Origin of the sequence: Streptomyces sp. NPDC038707, from assembly GCF_040636485.1 — a bacterium.
GTDB lineage: Bacteria > Actinomycetota > Actinomycetes > Streptomycetales > Streptomycetaceae > Streptomyces.
Window position 1 is genome coordinate 242,525 of record NZ_JBEZUP010000001.1, and the last position, 19,552, is coordinate 262,076.

1 protein-coding gene is annotated in these 19,552 nt (G+C 76.6%); it reads left to right on the top strand.

Going from position 1 to position 19,552, the window contains the following annotated elements; translation table 11 throughout:
• Positions 1-491: 491 nt before the first annotated feature.
• Positions 492-19,547, top strand: a complete 19,056-nt coding sequence (locus tag AB0E62_RS01255) for a non-ribosomal peptide synthase/polyketide synthase (RefSeq protein ID WP_362186210.1) — start codon at positions 492-494, stop codon at positions 19,545-19,547.
• Positions 19,548-19,552 lie beyond the last annotated feature (5 nt).

A 19,552-nucleotide genomic window follows, 5' to 3' on the forward strand; every position in this document is an offset into this window, starting at 1 on the left:
CGCCGGCATCGGTGCCGGCCCCGCCGCTGGTTTCCGCGCGATGCCGGTTCGCGTCCGGCTCCGGGTTCGCCGTCGCGCCGGGTTCGGCTTCGGTTCCGAATTCCGGTTCCGGTTCCGGTTGTGCCGTTCCGGTCGCGGTCCTGGCCGGTGTGGTGCGGTGCCGTGCGGTCCGGGCGTGGTGTCCGCTGTGACGGGTTCGGCCGTCGCCAGAGACCGGTGCCGGTTCCGCCGGCGCCACCCCGTACCGGACGGTCCCGGCCGCACCTCGGCTCCGCACCCGTGGGCCGGTCCTCGCCCCGGCGGCTCCTGACCGCCAGGGCGCCCCGGCCGGACCGCGCCGGCACCGGTCACCGCTCCCGGGCACCAGACATCGCCGCACCGCACCGTCCGCCCCGTCACGCACTCCCGGTGACCCGCGCCCGTTCCCCCGCCCCGGGACCCACCGGGGTCGCCCCGCGCCGTATCGTCCCGCTCTCCAAAGGACTTCACCCATGACGGACCCGCACGACAAGCCCGCTCCGGCGTCCCCCCTGCCGCAGGCCGGCCCCGCCGCCGGCCTGCCGGAGAACGGCACGGCACCGGCGTACCCGACGCTCGGCGAGCTGTTCACCGCATGGGTGACCCGCACCCCGGACGCACCGGCCCTCACCGACGGACGGCGCAGCTGGACCTACCGCGAACTGGCCGCGCGCGCCGACCGGCTGGCCGCGGACCTGGTACGGCGGGGAGCCGGGCCGGACCGGGTGGTGGCGCTGGTCCTGCCGCGCTCCATGGAGCTGATCGCGGCCGAGCTGGCCGTCGCACGGGCGGGCGCCGCCTTCCTGCCCGTGGACCCCGCCTACCCCGCCGAGCGCCGGGCACTGATGCTCGCCGACGCCGGCCCGGCCGTCACCCTGGACGATCCGCGCGAGGTCGGCGAGCTGCTGGCCGCCGAGGAGCCGTCGGCCGCCGGGGACGGCACGGTACGGCGGCCCGGGACCGGCGCCGACCACGCCGCGTACGTCATCTACACCTCGGGGTCCACCGGCACCCCCAAGGGCGTCACGGTCACCCATCGCGGCCTCGGCGGCTTCACCTCGGCCGCCGCCGAACGGTACGCGGTGGGGCCCGGGGACCGGGTGCTCCAGTTCTCCTCGCCGAGCTTCGACGCCTCCGTGCTGGAGCTGTGCGTGTCCGTGCTGTGCGGGGCCACACTGGTCGTACCGCCGCACGGGCCGTGGCTGGGCGACGAACTCGCGGCGGTCCTGGACGAGCACCGCATCACCCACGCCCTGATCCCGCCCGCCGCGCTGGCCACCCTGCCCGGCCCCGCGCAGGGCACCGCACGCCGTCTGCGCACGCTGATCGTGGGTGCCGAGGCCTGCCCGGCGGGGCTCGTGGACCGCTGGGCGCCCGGCCGCCGCATGATCAACTCGTATGGTCCGACCGAGGCCACCATCGTCGCCACCTGGACCGGGCCGCTCACCGCCGGCCGGGGGACCCCGACCATCGGCGCCGCCCTGCCGCACACCCGGGTGTACGTCCTGGACGCCGCGATGCGACCGGTGCCGCCGGGCGTGGACGGCGAGTTGTTCGTCGGCGGCGACGCGGTGGCCCGCGGGTACCTGGGCCGGCCGGGCCTGACCGCCGCGCGCTTCGTCGCCGACCCCTTCGGCCCGCCCGGCGCCCGGCTGTACCGCACCGGGGACCGGGTGCGCCGGACCACCGACGGGGAACTGGAGTTCCTGGGACGGCTGGACCGGCAGGTGAAGATACGCGGCTTCCGCGTCGAGCCCGGCGAGATCGAGGCGGCCCTGCGGCGCGCCGGGGGCGGGGCGGTCGGCGAGGCGGTGGTCGTGGTCCGCGAGGACACCCCGGGCCACCAGCGCCTCGTCGCCTACGTCACCCCGGCGGAACACCCGGCGTCCACCGCGCCGGCCGTCCCCGCCCTGCCGGAACACCCGACGGCCACTGCTCCCGCCGCCCCGACGCCGGCCGGTCCGACGCCGGCCGGTCCGACGCCGGTGGAACAGCCGACCTCCGCGGATTCAGCCGCCCCCACCCCGGCGGAACGCCCGGCCTCCCCCGCCCCGGCCGTCCCCCCGGCGCCCGGCGGGCTGGGTTCCGCCCCCGCTCGCCCCTTGGACCCCGCCGGCCTTCGTGCCGCCGTGGCGGCGCTGTTGCCGGGGCACATGGTGCCCGCCGCCGTCGTGGTGCTGGAGCGGATGCCGCTCACCCCGCAGCACAAGATCGACCGGCGGGCGTTGCCCGCGCCGGAGCGTACGGTCGCGGCCGGGCAGGTGGCGCCCCGGACCGAGGCGGAGCGGGCGCTCGCCGCGATCTGGGCGGAGGTGCTGGGCGTCGACGCGGTCGGGGTGACCGACGACTTCTTCGACCTGGGCGGCGAGTCCCTGCTGGCGGCCCGGGTCCTCGCCCGGGTCCGGGAGGAACTGGGGGTCCGGCTGAGCGTGCGGGACGTGTTCACCGCGCGCACCGTCGCCGCCCTCGCCCCCCTGCTAGCCGACCCGTCGGCCGCCGCGGCCCCGGAGCCGATCCCGCCGGCCCCCGCCGGGGACGTCCTGCCGCTGTCCAGCGCGCAGCGGCGGCTGTGGTACCTGGACGACCTCTCCGGCGGCGGCACCGAGTACAACACCGGCGTGGCCCTGCGGCTGCGCGGTGCCCTGGACCCGGAGGCGCTGCGCCGCTCCCTGCACCGGCTCGCGGCCCGCCACGCCTCCCTGCGCACCACCTTCGCCACCGTCGACGGCCAGGGCGTCCAGCGGATCGCGCCGGAACCGGACCTGCCGCTGCGCACGGCCGACCTCACCGGTGCACCCGACGCCGAGAACGCCGTGGAGGCGCTGCTCACCGAGGAGTTGAACCGCCCCTTCGACCTGGCGGCCGGCCCGCTCACCCGCGCCCTGCTCGTCCGGCTGGGCACCGAGGAGCACGTACTCCTGCTGGCCCAGCACCACATCGTCACCGACGGCTGGTCGGTCGGCATCCTCACCCGCGAACTCGCCGCCCTCTACCACACCGAGACCACCGGAGACCCCGACCACCTGCCCGAAGTCGTCGTGCAGTACCCGGACTTCGCGCTGTGGGAGCGGAGACAGCGGACCGGTGGCACCGACACCGCCGATCTGTCCTACTGGAGACGGCACTTGGCGGGCCTCCAGCAGCTGGAGCTGCCCACGGACCGGCCGCGTCCCGCCGTACGCACCACCGCCGGCGCGGCCCACCGGCACGCCCTGCCCGCCGAGTTGGTGACCCGGCTGCGCCACCTCGCCGCCGGGCGCGGCACCACCGTCTTCACCCTGTTCGCGGGCGCCGCCGCGCTGCTGTTCTCCCGCTACTCGGGACAACGGGACATCGCGTTCGGCACCGTCACCACCGGGCGCGGCCGACGGGACCTGGAGGACGTGCCCGGGTTCTTCGCCAACACGGTGGTGCTGCGCGGCGAGGTGGACGAACGGGCCACCGTGGACCGGTTCGTGGAGAGCATGCGGACGACCGTGCTGGACGCCTTCGCCCATGACGGCGTGCCGTTCGACCGGGTGGTGGAGGAACTCGCCCCGCCCCGCGACCCCAGCCGCACCCCGCTGGTCCAGGCGCTCGTCGTCCAGCAGAGCGCGCTGCCCGTGCCGCCGCTCGCCGGGGCGCTGCGCCTGGCCGAGCACCCGCTGCCCCGCCCGGCCGCCCGCTTCGACCTGGTCCTGGAGTTCACCCCGGACCCGGACGGCGGCTCGGTCCTGACCGCCGAGTTCAACACGGACCTGTTCGACGCGGCGACCGTGGCCCGGATGAGTGCCCATCTGCACCGCCTGCTGGAGGGCATGGCGGACGGCCCGGGCCGCACCCTGGCGGAACTGCCCATGCTCTCCGCCGGGGAGCAGCGCACCCTGGTGGACAGCTGGAACCCGCCCGCCCGCCGGCTGAGGGACACCGGGCACGTCACGCTGCCGGGGCTGCTGCACGCCCAGGCGGCGCGCACCCCGGACCGTACGGCCGTGATCTGCGGCCCGGACCGAGTGGAGTATGCCGAGGTGGCCCGGCGTGCCAACCGGCTGGCCCGGCAGCTCGTGGCGCGTGGCGCGGGCCCGGAGACCCTGGTCGCGCTGTGCCTGCCGCGCACCGCCGACCTCGTGCCCGTGCTGTGGGCGGTGCTCACCTCGGGCGCCGGCTATCTCCCCGTCGACCCCGGCTACCCCGCCGAGCGGGTCCGGTTCATGCTCGGCGACGCCCGGCCCGCGCTCGTCGTCGCCACCCGGGAGACCGCCTCCGCCCTGCCCCCGGACTGCGACCCGCTGTTCCTGGAGGACTGCGCCGACCCGGCGGTGCCCGGCACGGACCTCACCGACGCCGACCGCCTCCGGCCGCTGCTGCCGGACCACCCCGCGTACGTCATCTACACCTCCGGTTCCACCGGCCGCCCCAAGGGCGTCGTGGTCACCCACCGCACGGTCGCCGCGCTGGCCCGGTGGGCCGGCGAGCGGTTCGGCGCCGACGGGCTGGCCCATGTGGTCGCCGCGACCTCCCTGAACTTCGACGTCTCCGTCTTCGAACTGCTCTGCCCCCTGACGGCCGGCGGCACCGTCGAGGTGGTCGCCGACCTGCCGGCCCTCGCCGACGGCGCCGGACCCCGGCGGGCCGGACTGCTCAGCGGCGTGCCGTCCGTCGTCTCCCGGCTGATCGCGGGCGGCACGGCACCCGTGCGGGCGGACACCGTCGTCCTCGCCGGCGAGGCGCTGCCCGCCCAGACGCTCCACGAGCTGCGCGCCGCCCTGCCCGGCTGCCGCGTCGCCAACATCTACGGCCCCACCGAGGCCACCGTGTACGCCACCGCGTGGTTCGCCGGTGACCGGCTCCCGGAGCAGGCCCCGCCCATCGGCACCCCGGTGGCGCTCACCCGCGCCTACGTCCTGGACGACGCCCTGCGGCCCCAACCGGTCGGCGTGACCGGCGAGTTGTACCTCGGCGGCGGCGGGCTGGCCCGTGGCTATCTGAACCGCCCCGGACTGACCGCCACCCGGTTCGTCGCCGATCCGTTCGGCGCGCCCGGGGAGCGCATGTACCGCACCGGCGACCTGGTGCGCCGCCGCGCGGACGGCGCGCTGGAGTACATCGGCCGGACCGACCAGCAGGTCAAGGTGCGCGGCTTCCGGATCGAGCTGGGCGAGGTGGAGGAGGCGCTGCGCGGCTGCGCCGGCGTGGCCGAGGCCGCGGCCGTCGCCGCCACCGACGGCGACGGCCACCGGCGCCTGGTCGGCTACGTCGTCCCGGCCCCCGGACAGCGGACGGAACCCGAGGCCGTGCGCCGGGAACTCGGCCGCGCCCTGCCCGACTACATGGTCCCGTCGACCGTCGTCGTGCTGGACGCCCTGCCCCTCAACCCCAACGGCAAGCTGGACCGCGGGCGGCTCCCCGACCCCGGGCCCGCCGTGCGCGCGGTACGGCACGTCGCGCCCCGCACCCCCACCGAGCGCACCCTCGCCGCCATCTGGGCCGAGGTGCTGCGGGGGGAGCGGATCGGCGTCGACGACAACTTCTTCGAACTCGGCGGCGACTCGATCCTCAGCATCCAGGTGGTGGCGCGCGCCCGGCAGGAGGGCCTGCCGCTGACCTCCCGGGACGTCTACCAGCACCAGACGGTGGCCGCCCTGGCCCGCCGCGCGGACGCCGCCGGCGGCCCGCGCGAGACCGCCCCCGCGCCGGAGGCGGCCGCCGGCACCGCCCCCCTGACCCCCATCCAGCACTGGCTGCTCGACACCGCCGCCGCTCGCGCCGGCCACTACGCCCAGGCGCTGTCCGTCCGGCTGCCGGACGACGTGGACCCGGCGGCACTCGAGGACGCGCTGAACGACCTGGCCGCCCACCACGACGCCCTGCGCTCCCGCTTCACCGCCGACGGCCCGGACGGCGGGCCCGCCTGGACGGTCGAGGAGCGGGCACCCCGCCTCCGCCTGGCCCGCCACACCGGGCCGGAGACCGACACCCCGCACTTCGGCCCCTTCGACCTGGCCCGGGGACCGCTGCTGCGGGCCGTGCTGCACGACACCGGCGCCGGCCGGCCCGGCGTGCTGCATCTCGCCGTCCACCACCTGGTGGTCGACGGCGTCTCCTGGCGGCTGCTGCTGGAGGACCTCGACCGCGCCTACCGGGCCCGCCGGGCCGGCCGCGACGGCGCCGCCGCGCTGCCCGCCAAGTCCTCGCCGCTGCGCCAGTGGGCCCGCCGGCTCGCCGCCCACGCGGCGGACGGCGGTTTCGACGGCGAACGGGAGTACTGGGCCCGGGCCCTCCCCGAGACCGTCCCCGCGCTGCCCACGGGACCCGCCGGCACCTACGCCCAACAGCGCGCCGTCACCGTCCGGTTGAGCTCCGAGGACACCTCCGCGCTGCTGCGCACCCTGCCCGACACCTACCGCACTCAGGCCAACGACGTCCTGCTCGCCGCCCTCGGCCGGGCCCTGTGCGGCTGGAGCGGCCTGGAGCGGGTGCTGGTCGACGTCGAGGGACACGGCCGCGAGGAACTCTTCCCCGAGCTGGACATCAGCCGCACGGTCGGCTGGTTCACCACCCGGCACCCCGTCGCGCTCGCCGTCCCCGGGGACGCCGGCTGGGACACGGTACTGAAGCAGGTCAAGGAGCAGCTGCGCGCCGTACCCCGGCACGGCCTGGGGTACGACGTCCTGCGCCGGCTCGCCGGTCCCGGGGCGGCACCGCGCACCCCCGAGGCCGGGATCAGCTTCAACTACCTGGGCCGGATGGAGCTGCCGCACGACCCCGACGGCCTCTACCGAGGTGCCGTACGCCCGCTGGAGCTGGACGCCGACCCGGCCGCCGCCCGCCCGCACGCCCTGGAGGTCGTCGGGCAACTCGTGGACGAGCGACTGGAGTTCACCTGGTTCTACGCGGACGGGCCGCAGCGCGAGGAGGACGTCGCGGACCTCGCCGGGCGGTTCGCCGGAGCGCTCGCCGACCTGGCCCGGTACGCCGCCCGGCCGGGAGCCGCCGGCCGCACCCCGTCCGACTTCCCGCTGGCCCGGCTCGACCAGACCGCCGTCGACCGGATCACCGGCCCGGACCCGGCGGCGGTGGCGGACGTGTACCCGCTCACCCCCACCCAGGCGGGCATGCTCTTCCACGGCCTGTCCCAGGACGACCGCGGGGTCTACCTCCAGCAGCTCACGTTCGTCCTGGACGGCGTGCCCGACCCGGACGCCCTCGCCGCCGCCTGGCAGCACGTGACCGACCGCACCGAGACGCTGCGCGCCCGGGTCGTCTGGCAGGACGTGCCCGAGCCGCTGCTGGTCGTGGAACGCCACGCGCGCGTGCCCGTCACCCACCTGGACTGGCGCGACCTGAGCGAGGACGAGCGCCGCGCCCGGCTGGCCGGCTTGCTGACCCGGGACCGCGCCGAGGGCATCGACCTGGGACGCGCCCCCCTCCAGCGCCTGCTCCTGATCCGGCTGTCCGCCACCGCCGTGCGCGTGGTGTGGTCCTTCCACCATCTGCTGCTGGACGGCTGGAGCATGTTCCAGGTCCTTGCCGACGTCTTCGCCCACCACGCCGGGGCCGGCCCCGGCACCCTCCCGCACCGCCCGCCCCACCGGGACTACGTGGCCTGGCTGCGGCAGCGCGACCCCGCCCCGGCCGAACGGCACTGGCGGCACCGCCTGTCCGGGCTGGCCGAGACCACCCCGCTGCCGTACGACCGCGAGCCGCGCGAGGCCCACCGCGCCGAGTCCACCCACGCCGTCCGGCGCACCCTGCCCCCGGCCGCCACCCGGGCGCTCCAGGAACTGGCCCGGACCTCCGGTCTCACCCTCAACACCCTGGTCCAGGGCGCCTGGGCGCTGCTGCTGGCCCGGCAGGCGGGCCGGGACGAGGTGGTGTTCGGCACCACCGTCGCCGGCCGGCCGCCCGAGCTGCCCGGCGCCGACACCATGACCGGCCTGTTCATCACCACCCTGCCCACCCGGGTCACCGTCCCCGGCCGCGGCACCCTGCTCGACTGGCTGCGCGCCCTCCAGCACGACCAGAGCGAGGACCGCCGCCTCGACCACCTGCCCCTCACCCGGCTGAAGACATTCACCGGACTCCCCGAACGGGCCGGGCTGTTCGACAGCATCGTCGTCTTCGAGAACTACCCGGTGGACCACGACCTCGCCGCCGCGCACGGGCTGCGCCTCACCGGTCTGGAGGGCGTCGAGACCACCAACTACCCGCTGAGCCTGACCGCCTACCCGGGCCCCGAGCTGACCCTGCGGCTCGGCTACGACCCCGGACTGTTCGACACCGGCACCGCCGAGCGCCTGGCCGAGTACCTGACCGTGCTGCTCACCCACCTGCCCGCCGGTTCCGCCCGGCCGCCCGCCCGGCTGCCGCTGCTCTCCCCGGACCGCCGCGCCCAGGTGCTCGACGCCTGGAACGACACCGCCACCGGCCTGCCCGGCACCACCGTCGCCGCTCTCTTCGCCGCGCAGGTGCGCCGCACCCCCGGCGCCGTGGCCCTGGACGCCGGGGACACGCGTCTCACCTACCGCGAACTGGACGACCGCGCCGAGAAGTTGGCGAACCGCCTGACCGGAATCGGCGTACGGCCGGAACACCCGGTCGGCGTGCTCATGGACCGGTCCGTGGAGCTGATCGTCGCCCAACTGGCGCTGGTGCGCACCGGCGGGGTGTACGTGCCGCTGGACGGCAGGGCCCCGGCCGAACGGCTGCGCCGCATGCTGGCCGAGGCCGGCGCCGGCCTGCTGCTCACGGACGCCGGCCGGGAGCGCACGGCGCGCGAACTGCTGCCCGGCGAGGCGGTGCTGCGCGTGGACGACACCTCCGCCGCGCCCGCCGCCGTACCCGCGTCCGCCACCGGGCCCGTGCCCGCCATCAGTCCCGACAACGTCCAGTACCTGATGTTCACCTCGGGCTCCACCGGCACCCCCAAGGGCGTCGCGGTGCGCCAGCGGGACGTCGCCGCGCTCGCCCTGGACCGGGCCTTCGCCGGGCACGACCGGGTCCTCGTGCACTCGCCGCACGCCTTCGACGCGGCCACCTACGAGGTGTGGGTGCCGCTGCTGCGCGGCGGCACGGCCGTCCTCGCCCCGGCCGCCGGTCTCGACGCCGCCCAGGTCCGCCGCGCCGTCACCGAGCGGGGCGTGACCTGCCTGTGGCTGACCGCCGGCCTGTTCCGGCTGCTCGCCCAGGAGGACCCCGGCTGCCTGCGCGGCGTCCGCGAGGTGTGGACCGGCGGCGAGGCCGTGCCGGGCGCGGTGGCCCGCCGGGTCCTGGACGCCTGCCCCGGCCTGACCGTCGTGGACGGCTACGGCCCCACCGAGACCACCACCTTCGCCACCCGCCGCGTCTTCCGCTCCGGCGACCCGCTGCCCGCCGTCCTGCCCATCGGCCGGCCCCTGGACAACACCCGCGTCTACGTCCTGGACTCCGCCCTCCAGCCCCAGCCGCCGGGCATCCCCGGCGAGCTGTACATCGCGGGCGCGGGCCTCGCCCGGGGCTACGCCGGCCGGCCCGGCGCGACCGCCGCCCGCTATGTCGCCGACCCCTACGGGCCGCCCGGCACCCGGATGTACCGCACCGGCGACCTCGTGCGCTGGAGCGCCGACGGCGAACTGCACTTCGTGGGCCGCGCCGACGACCAGATCAAGATCCGCGGCTTCCGTGTCGAACCCGCCGAGATCGAGGCCCGGCTCACCGCCCACCCCGCCGTCACCGAGGCCGTCGTCTCCCTGTACGAGGACGCCGGACGCAAGCGGCTCGCCGCCCACCTCGTACCGGCCGAAGGCGCCGAGGCGCCCCCCGCCGCCGAGTTGCGCGCCCATCTGGCGGCCGGGCTGCCCGACTACATGCTGCCCGCCGCGTTCGTCACCGTGCCGGAGCTGCCGCTGACGGCCAACGGCAAGGTCGACCGGCGGCGACTGCCCGCCCCCGACTGGTCGGCGGGCGCCGAGCAAGCCCACCGCGATCCGCGCACCGACACCGAGCGGGTCCTCGCCGGGATCTGGGCCGAACTGCTCGGCGTCGAACGCGTCGGCGTTGACGACAACTTCTTCATGCTGGGCGGCGACTCCATCCTCAGCATCCAGGTGGTCTCCCGGGCCCGCGCCGCCGGCCTCGCCCTCACCCCCCGCGACCTGTTCCGGCACCCCACGGTGGCCGGACTGGCCGCCGCGGGCGGCGACACGGCGACCGCCGTCGCCGGCACCGCACCGGTCGCCGGACCCGCCCCGCTCACCCCGATCCAGCACTGGTTCCTGGACGCGCGGCCCGCGCACCCCGCCTTCTTCAACCAGTCCGTCGTGGCCGAGACGCCCGGCCCGGTGGACGAGGGCGCCCTGCGCCGTGCCCTCACCGCGCTGTGGACCCACCACGACGCCCTGCGCGCCCGGTTCCACCGTGACAGCGACGGCACCTGGCACCAGGACATCGCCGCCCAGGACAGTCCCGTCCCCGGACTGCTCGGGCTCCACGACCAGCGGGACGAGGAAGCCGTCACGGCGGCGACGCACGCGCAACTGGACCTGAGCACCGGACCGTTGTTCGTGGCCCGCCTGTTCACCGCCGCCGGCGGCCGGTCCGCCCGGCTGCTGCTCGTCGCCCACCACCTGGTGGTCGACGGCGTGTCCTGGCGGATCCTGCTGGAGGACCTGGAGACCGCCTACCGCCAGGCCGCGGCCGGCGAGAGCGTACGGCTGCCCGCCCGCACCACCTCCGCCGCCGAATGGGCCCGCCGGCTGCGCGACCTCGACGTCACCGGGCAACTCCCGCACTGGGAACGGACCGTCCGGGCGGGCGCCGGCCCGCTGCCGGCGGACCTCACCGGCGGCAACACCACGGCCGACCTCCGCGAGGTGACCGTACGGCTCGACCGCGAGCGCACCGACGCCCTGCTGCGCCGGGTGCCCGGCGTCTACCGCACCCGCGTGGACGACGTCCTGCTCACCGCGCTGGGCCGGGTCCTCGCCGACTGGACCGGACGCGCCACCGTCGCCGTCGGCCTGGAGGGACACGGCCGCGAGGACCGGTCGGCCGAGGACGTCGACCTGTCCCGCACGGTCGGCTGGTTCACCGCGCTGTACCCGGTCGCCCTGACCGTCCCGGCGGGGGACTGGGGCACCGCGCTGAAGTCGGTGAAGGAGCAGCTGCGGGCCGTACCCGACCGGGGACTCGGCTACGGCGTGCTGCGCCACCTGGCCCGCGACCCACGGCTCACCGGCGCCCCCGAACCCGGCATCAGCTTCAACTACCTGGGGCGCTTCGACTGGTCCGCCGACGACGCCGCCCTGGTCCGCGCGGTGCCCGGCGGGCTGGGCGGCGCGGAGGCACCGGAGACGCGGCGGCCGCACCTGCTGGACGTCGTGGCCCGGGTCGAGGACGACCGGCTGGAGATCACCTGGTACTACAGCGCCGGACGGCACCGCGAGGAGACCGTCACCGCCCTCGCCGAGGGACTGCGGAACGCGCTCGGTGACATCGTCGCCCACTGCGCCCGCCCCGGCGCGGGCGGCCGGACCCCGTCGGACTTCCCGCTGGCCCGGCTCGACCAGGCCGCCGTGGACCGCATCGCCGGCGACGGCCGGGACGTCCAGGACATCTACCCGCTCACGCCGATGCAGGAGGGCATGCTCTTCCACAGCCTGCTCGACCCGGCCGGCCGCACCTACGTCAACCAGGTCCAGCTGGTGCTGGCCGGGGTCACCGACCCGCACGCGCTCGCCGCGGCCTGGCAGCACACCGCCGACGCCAACCCCGTGCTGCGCACCGGCCTGGTCTGGCAGGAGACCTCCGAACCGCTCCAGGTCGTCCGGCACCGGGCCACCGTGCCCGTCACCCACCACGACTGGTCCGCCTGGCCCGACGAACGCCGCGCGCCCGAACTGGACCGGCTGCTCGCCGAGGACCGCGAGCGGGGCATCGACCTCGCCGCCGCGCCCCTGATGCGGCTGACCCTGATCCGGCTGGCCCCCGACCGGGTCCGCCTGGTGTGGACGTTCCACCATGTGCTGCTCGACGGCTGGAGCGCCGCCCAGGTCTTCGACGAGGTGTGCGAGCGGTACGCCGCGCTGACCTCCGGGCGCCGCCCGCACACCCCCGAACGCAGGCCCTTCGCCGACTATCTGCGCTGGCTCGCCGGGCGCGACACCGAAGCGGCCGAACGGTACTGGCGCACCACCCTGGCCGGCTTCCAGGCCCCCACCGAACTGCCCCGCGACCGGCGGCCCGCCGAGGCCCACCGCACCTCCTCCTCCGGATCCGTGCGCATGACCCTCGGCCCGGACCTCTCCGCCCGGCTGCGGGAGACCGCCCAGCGGGGCGGGCTGACCCTCAACACCGTGCTCCAGGGCGCGTGGGCGCTGCTGCTGTCCCGGTACGGCGGCGGCACCGACGTGGTGTTCGGCACCACCGTCTCCGGCCGGCCCGCCGAACTGCCCGGCGTCACCTCGATGGTGGGCCTGTTCATCAACACCCTGCCCACCCGGGTCCGCGTCGACGGGTCCCGCCCGCTGTCCGAGTGGCTGCGCGAGATCCAGACCGCCCAGTCCGAGGCCCGCCGCCACGACTTCGTCTCGCTGTCCCAGGTGCAGTCCTGGAGCGACGTACCCGGCGGCACCGGCCTGTTCGACTCCCTCGTGGTCTTCGAGAACTACCCGTTCGACGCCGACGCGTCGGCCCGGCACGGCCTCGCCATGGAACCGGAACGGGACGTGGAGCCGACCAACTACGCGCTCAGTGTGGTCGTCGCGCCCGGTGACACCCTCACCGTGAACCTGGACTACGACCCGGCCGCCTTCGACGCCGCCACGGTGACCGCGCTCGGCGAGGGTCTGCGCGCCCTGCTGACCGGCATGGCCGCCGGCCTCGACCGCCGGCCGGCCGAACTGCCGCTGCTGGACGCGGCCGAGGGCCGGGCGCTGGTGGCCCGGTTCGGCGGACGGACGGCCGAGGCACCCCGGGGCACCCTGCCCGAGGCGTTCCGGCGGCAGGCCGCGCGCACCCCCGACGCCCCGGCCGTGCGCCACGGCGACCAGGTGCTCACCTACCGCGAACTGGACGCCCGCTCCGACCGGCTGGCCCGGCGGCTGATCGCCGCCGGCGCCGGACCGGAACGCTTCGTCGCCCTCTGCCTGCCCCGCACCGCCGGCCTGGTCACGGCGCTCCTCGCGGTGCTCAAGAGCGGCGCCGGCTACCTGCCCGTGGACCCCCAGTACCCGGCCGAGCGCGTCGCGTTCCTCTTCGAGGACGTACGACCCGACGCCGTGATCACCGCCGCCGAGACCGCCGGCCGGCTGCCCGAAGGCCCCTTCACCCGCGTCCTGCTGGACTCCGACCCGCCCTCCGGGGCGCCGGACACCCCGGTCGGCGACGACGAGCGGGGCACCCCCCTGCTGCCCGGCCACCCGGCCTACGTCATCCACACCTCCGGCTCCACCGGCCGCCCCAAGGGTGTCGTCGTCAGCCACGCCTCCGTGCTCGCCCTCACCGACTGGGCGGCGGCCGAGTTCGCCGGGCGGGGACTGCACCACGTGGTGGCCTCCACGTCGCTCAACTTCGACGTGTCGGTCTTCGAGATCTTCGCCCCGCTGCTGTCCGGCGGCTGCGTGGAGATCGTCCGCGACCTGCTGGCCCTCGCCGAGCGCCCCGGGCCCTGGCGGGCCGGACTGCTCAGCGCGGTGCCCTCGGCCCTGGACCGGCTGCTCGCCGAGGACGCGGTGCGGATCACCGCCGACACCGTCGTCCTCGCGGGGGAGGGGCTGCCCGCCCGGACCGTGCGCCGGGTCCGCGACGCCGTCCCGGGCAGCGAGGTGCGCAACATCTACGGCCCCACCGAGGCCACCGTCTACGCCACCGCCTTCACCTGTGACCCGGCCGACCCCGACCGCGACCCGCCGATCGGCCGGCCGATCGGCGGAGCCCGCGCCCTCGTCCTGGACGAGCGGATGCGCCCGGTGCCGGCGGGCGCGCCGGGTGAGCTGTTCCTCGCCGGGACCGGCGTCGCCCGCGGCTACCTCGGCCGCCCCGGTCTGACCGCCACCCGCTTCCTGCCCGACCCGTTCGGCCCGCCGGGCAGCCGCATGTACCGCACCGGCGACCTGGTCCGCTGGACGGCCGACGGCAACCTCGTCTACCTCGGCCGCGGCGACGACCAGGTGAAGGTGCGCGGCTTCCGCATCGAACTCGGCGAGGTCGAGGCCGCGCTGGCCCGCCACCCGGCGGTCGCCGCGGCGGCGGCCCGGGTGATCGAACACGACGGCCACCGCCGCCTCGTGGGGTACGTGGTCCCGCGCACACCGGCCCCGGCGGCCGGCACCGGGACCCGGGGCGCAACCGCCGCGCCGGGCTCCGCCGGCTCCGCGGTGCCCAGTGGGCCCGCCGGGCCGGCCTCCGCAGGCATGGACGCGGCCGGCGCGTCGGCCTCGGGGGCCCTTGCCGGTCCCGAGGCGGACGGCCCGGCCGGTTCCCCGCAGACCCGCCCGGCCGGGCTGCCCGATCCCGCCGAGCTGCGGGCCTTCCTCGCCCGGAGTCTGCCCGACCATCTCGTCCCCGCCCTCGTCGTGCCGCTGGAGCGGCTGCCGCTGGGGGCCACCGGCAAGCTCGACCGGCGGGCGCTGCCCGTGCCCCAGTGGGCCGCGCCGGCCGCCGGGACGGGCGGGCGGCCGCCGCGCAGCGAGGCCGAGCGGATCCTCGCCGCCATCTGGACCGAGGTGCTGGGCGTGCCCGAAGTCGGCGCGGACGACAACTACTTCACCCTGGGCGGCGACTCCGTCCTCGGCATCCGGATCGTCTCCGCCGCCCGCCGGGCCGGTCTCGCGCTGACCCCCCGGCACCTGTTCACCCACCAGACCCTCGCCGAACTGGCCGCCGCGGCCGAACGGCTGCCGGTGCCGGCCGTCACCGCCGAGCAGGGCCCGGTGACCGGCGACACCCCGCTCACCCCCGTACAGCACTGGCTGCTGTCCACGCTCACCGGCGACCCCGCCCACTTCAGCCAGACGGTCGCCCACGAGCTGGCCACGGACCCCGACGAGACACTGCTGCGGGCCGCCCTGGCCGTCGTACTGGACCACCACGACGCGCTGCGGATGCGCTACGAGCGCACCGCGGACGGCGGGTGGCGCCAGTACGGCACCGCACCCGGCGACCGTGACCCGCACCTGGAGGTACGGCACGGAGCGGACCCGGACGAGGTGGCCCGGACGCTCGGCGCGGGGTTCGACCTGGCCGGCGGGCCCCTGCTGCGGGCCGCGCTGTGCCACCCGGCCGGCGGGGCGCGCCCGGTGCTGCTGCTGGCCGCCCACCACCTCGTCGTGGACGCGGTGTCCTGGCGGCTGGTCCTGGAGGACCTGGACACCGCCTACCGCGCCCTGCGGGACGGCGAACGCCCCGCCCTCGCCCCGAAGAGCACCTCGTTCCGCGACTGGGCGCGACGGCTGGCCGCACACACCGGGCAAGGCGGCTTCGACGGCGAACTCCCGTACTGGCAGGGCCTGGACACCGACACCGCGCTGCCCGTCGACCACCCGGGCGGTGCGAACACCGTCGCCGACGAGGACAGCGTGACCGCCGGCCTCGACGCCGAGGAGACCCGCCGGCTGCTCCAGGACGTGCCGGAGGCCTACCGAACCCGTGTCAACGACGTGCTGCTCACCGCGCTGGGCCGGGTCCTGGCCCGCTGGACCGGCCGGGACCGGGTGGCGGTCACCCTGGAGGGACACGGCCGCGAGGACCTGTTCGAGGACACCGACCTGGCCCGGACCACCGGCTGGTTCACCGCGATGTACCCGGTCGCCCTGGACGTGCCCCGGGACGCCGGCACCGGCACCGCGCTCAAGTCCGTCAAGGAGACCCTGCGGGCCGTACCGCACGGCGGCCTCGGCTACGGCGCACTGCGCCACCTGCACCCCACGGCAGGCCGGGACCTGCCCGCCCTGCCGCCGGTCTGCTTCAACTACCTGGGCCGCCCGGACGGCGCTCCAGCCCCCGGTGGGCTGCTGCACGCACCGTACGGCGGCCTCACCGGCGGCATGGACCCCTCGGCGGACCGGCCGCACCTCCTCGACGTGCTCGGGCAGGTGACCGACGACAGGCTGGAGTTCACCTGGTCCTACGCGCGCGGCCTGCACCGGCGGGAGACCGTCGCCCGGCTGGCGGCCGAGCTGACGGAGGAACTCCGGGTCATCGTGCGGCACTGCGCCGCACCCGGCGTGGGCGGCCGTACCCCCTCCGACTTCCCGCTCGCCCCGCTCGACCAGGCGGCCGTCGACCGGCTCGTCGGCGACGGAACGGGCGTCACGGACGTCTACCCGCTCACGCCTACCCAGACGGGCATGGTGATGCACGGCCTGGACGAGGCCGAACACGGCCTGTACGTCGAGCAGATCACCTTCGTGGCCGACGGCGCCCGCGACATCGCGACGCTGGCCGCCGCCTGGCGGCACGTGGTCGACCGCACCCCCGTACTGCGCACCTCCGTCGCCCTGCACGGCGTACCGGTGCCCCTCCAGATCGTCCACCGGGACGTCACCCTCCCGGTCACCGAGCACGACTGGAGCGCGCTGCCGAAGGACCGGCACGCGGAACAGCTGGAGCGGCTGCTCGCCGACGAGCGGGGCCGGGGCCTCGCCCTGGACCGCGCCCCGCTGCTGCGGCTCGCGCTCGTCCGGCTCGGCCCGGACGCCGTACGGGTGGTGTGGACCTTCCACCACGTCCTGCTGGACGGCTGGAGCGTCTTCCACGTCCTGTCCGACGTCATGGCCGCGCACGCCGCCCTCGCCCGGGGCGAGCGGCCCCGGCTGCCCGAGCGCCGGCCGTTCGCGGACTACGCCGCCTGGCTCGCCGCCCGCGACACCGCCGCCGCCGAGGACCACTGGCGCTCCACCCTGGCCGGCCTCGGCGCCCCGACCCCGCTGCCGTACGACCGGCGGCCCGCCCCCGGCACCACCGCCCGCTCCGGCACCTGGCTGTCCCGGCGGCTCGCCCCCGAGCGGACCCGGGCCCTCCAGGACTTCGCCCGCCGCCACCGTCTCACCCTCAACACGCTGGTACAGGGCGCCTGGGCACTGCTGCTGGCGCGGTGGAGCGGGGAGCGGGAGGTCTGCTTCGGCACCACCGTCTCCGGGCGGCCCGCCGGACTGCCCGGCGCCGACACCATCACCGGCCTGTTCATCACCACGCTGCCCGCCCGCACCGAGGTCGACGGCGCCGCCCGCTGCGACACCTGGCTGCGCGCCCTCCAGGAGGCGCGGGCCGAGGACCGCCGCCACGACCACCTGCCCCTGGGCGAGTTGCGCTCCTACACCCAACTGCCGTCGGGGAGCAGCCTGTTCGACAGCCTGGTGGTGTTCGAGAACTATCCGGTCGGCGACGCCACCGCGGGCGCGCACGGGCTCGCGCTGCGCGACCTGGACGCCCGGGAGGCCACCAACTACCCGCTCACCGTGGTCGTCTCGCCCGGCGACCGGCTCACCGTCGAACTCGGCTACGACCCCCGGCACTTCGAGCCGGCCACCGCCGACTCGATGGCCGGGCAGCTGCTGCACACCCTGCACGCGCTGGCCGCCTCCGACGGCACCGCCCGCCTGGACGACCTCGACGTGCTCCCGCCCGCACACCGCGAGCGGCTGCTGCGCGGACCGTCCCGGCCCGCGCCGGCCCCGGTGCCCGCCGCCACCCTGCCCGTGCTGGTCGAGACCGCCGTGGACCGGTGGCCCACCGCGCCCGCGGTGGACGCGCCCGGCACCCTGCTCACCTTCGCCGAGGCCGAGGAGATGGCCAACCGGCTGGCGCACCGGCTCATCGCCCGCGGCGCCGGTCCCGGCGGCCTCGTCGCGCTGCTGCTGCCCCGCTCGGCGGACATGGTGCTGGCCCAGCTCGCGGTGGCCAAGTCCGGTGCCGCCTTCCTCCCGGTGGACCCCGCCTACCCCGAGGAGCGGATCGCCCTGATGCTGCGCGACGCCGCCCCCGCCCTCACCCTGGACGCCAAGGAGGTCGCCGCCCTGCTCGCCGCCCCGCCGGACGGTACCCCCGGGCACCGGCCCACCGACGCCGACCGGACGCGCCCGCTCGACCCGGACGACGCGTCCTACGTCATCTACACCTCCGGCTCCACCGGCACCCCCAAGGGCGTCGTCGTCACCCACCGGGGCCTCGCCGCGTTCAGCGCCGCCGAGGCCGCCCACTACCAAGTCGCCCCCGGAGACCGGGTGCTGGCCTTCGCCACGCCCAGCTTCGACGCCTCCGTGCTGGAGCTGTGCATGTCCCTGCCGCACGGCGCCCGGCTCGTCGTACCCCGGCCCGGCCCGCTGCTCGGCGCCGAACTCGCCGGTGTCCTGCGCACCGAACGCGTCACGCACACCCTGCTGCTGCCGGCCGCCCTCGCCACCCTGCCCGCCGACACCCCCGGCACCCTCCCGGACCTGAAGACCCTGATCGTCGGCGCCGACGCCTGCGGCCCGGAACTCGTCGCCCGCTGGGCCCCGCACCACCGCATGGTCAACTCCTACGGCCCCACCGAGGCCACCGTCGTCGCCACCTGGTCCGCCCCGCTGGAACCGGACGGCGCCGCCCCGCCCATCGGCCGCCCGCTGCCCGCCACCGGCGCCTACGTCCTCGACGCCCGGCTGCGGCCGGTCCCCGACGGCGTGCCCGGCGAACTGTGGCTGAGCGGACCGGCGCTGGCCCGCGGCTACCTCGGCCGGCCGGGACTGACCGCCGCCCGGTTCCGCGCCGACCCGTTCGGGCCGCCCGGCACCCGCATGTACCGCACCGGTGACCTGGTGCGCCGCGACGGCGCGGGCGAACTGCACTACCTGGGCCGCACCGACCATCAGCTCAAACTGCGCGGCCACCGCATCGAGGCGGGCGAGGTCGAGGCGGTCCTCGTGCGCCACCCGGGCGTGCTGGACGCGGTGGTGACCGTACGCGAGGACGAACCCGGCCTGCCGCGCCTGGTCGCCCACCTGCTCACCGTCCCCGGCGCCGAGCCGCCCGCTCCCGCCGGACTGCGCGAGCTGGCCGCCCGCTCGCTGCCGGGGTACATGGTGCCGACGGCGTTCGTGGTGCTGGACCGCTTCCCGCTCACCGAGAACGGCAAGACCGACCGGGCCGCCCTGCCCGCCCCGGCCCCGGCCGGGGAACGGGACAGGCCGGAGTACGTGGCGCCCCGCACCCCGACCGAGGAGGCGCTGGCGGCCATCTGGGAGGAGACCCTCCAGACGGCCGTGGGCGCCGAGGACGACTACTTCCTGCTGGGCGGCGACTCCCTGCGCGCCCTGCTCATCGCCTCCCGCGCGGGCGAGGCGTTCGGCATCACGCTCACCCCCCGCGACGTCCTTGTCTCCCGCACGGTCGGCGCCCTCGCGGACCTCGTGGAGGAACAGGTGCTGAGCGAACTCGAAGCGGCCGCCTACGGCGACCCCGACGAAGACCCCGCCTACGCCGGTCCCGGCGACGAAGACCCCGCCTACGCCGGTCCCGGCGACGAAGACCCCGCGTACGGCGGACCCGACGACGAAGACGCCGCGTACGGCGGCCCCGACCACGACGAACGGTGAGGATC

Coding starts and splice junctions, on each gene's coding strand:
- AB0E62_RS01255 (WP_362186210.1), top strand. CDS start 492: ATGACGGACCCGCACGACAAGCCCGCTCCGGCGTCCCCCCTGCCGCAG.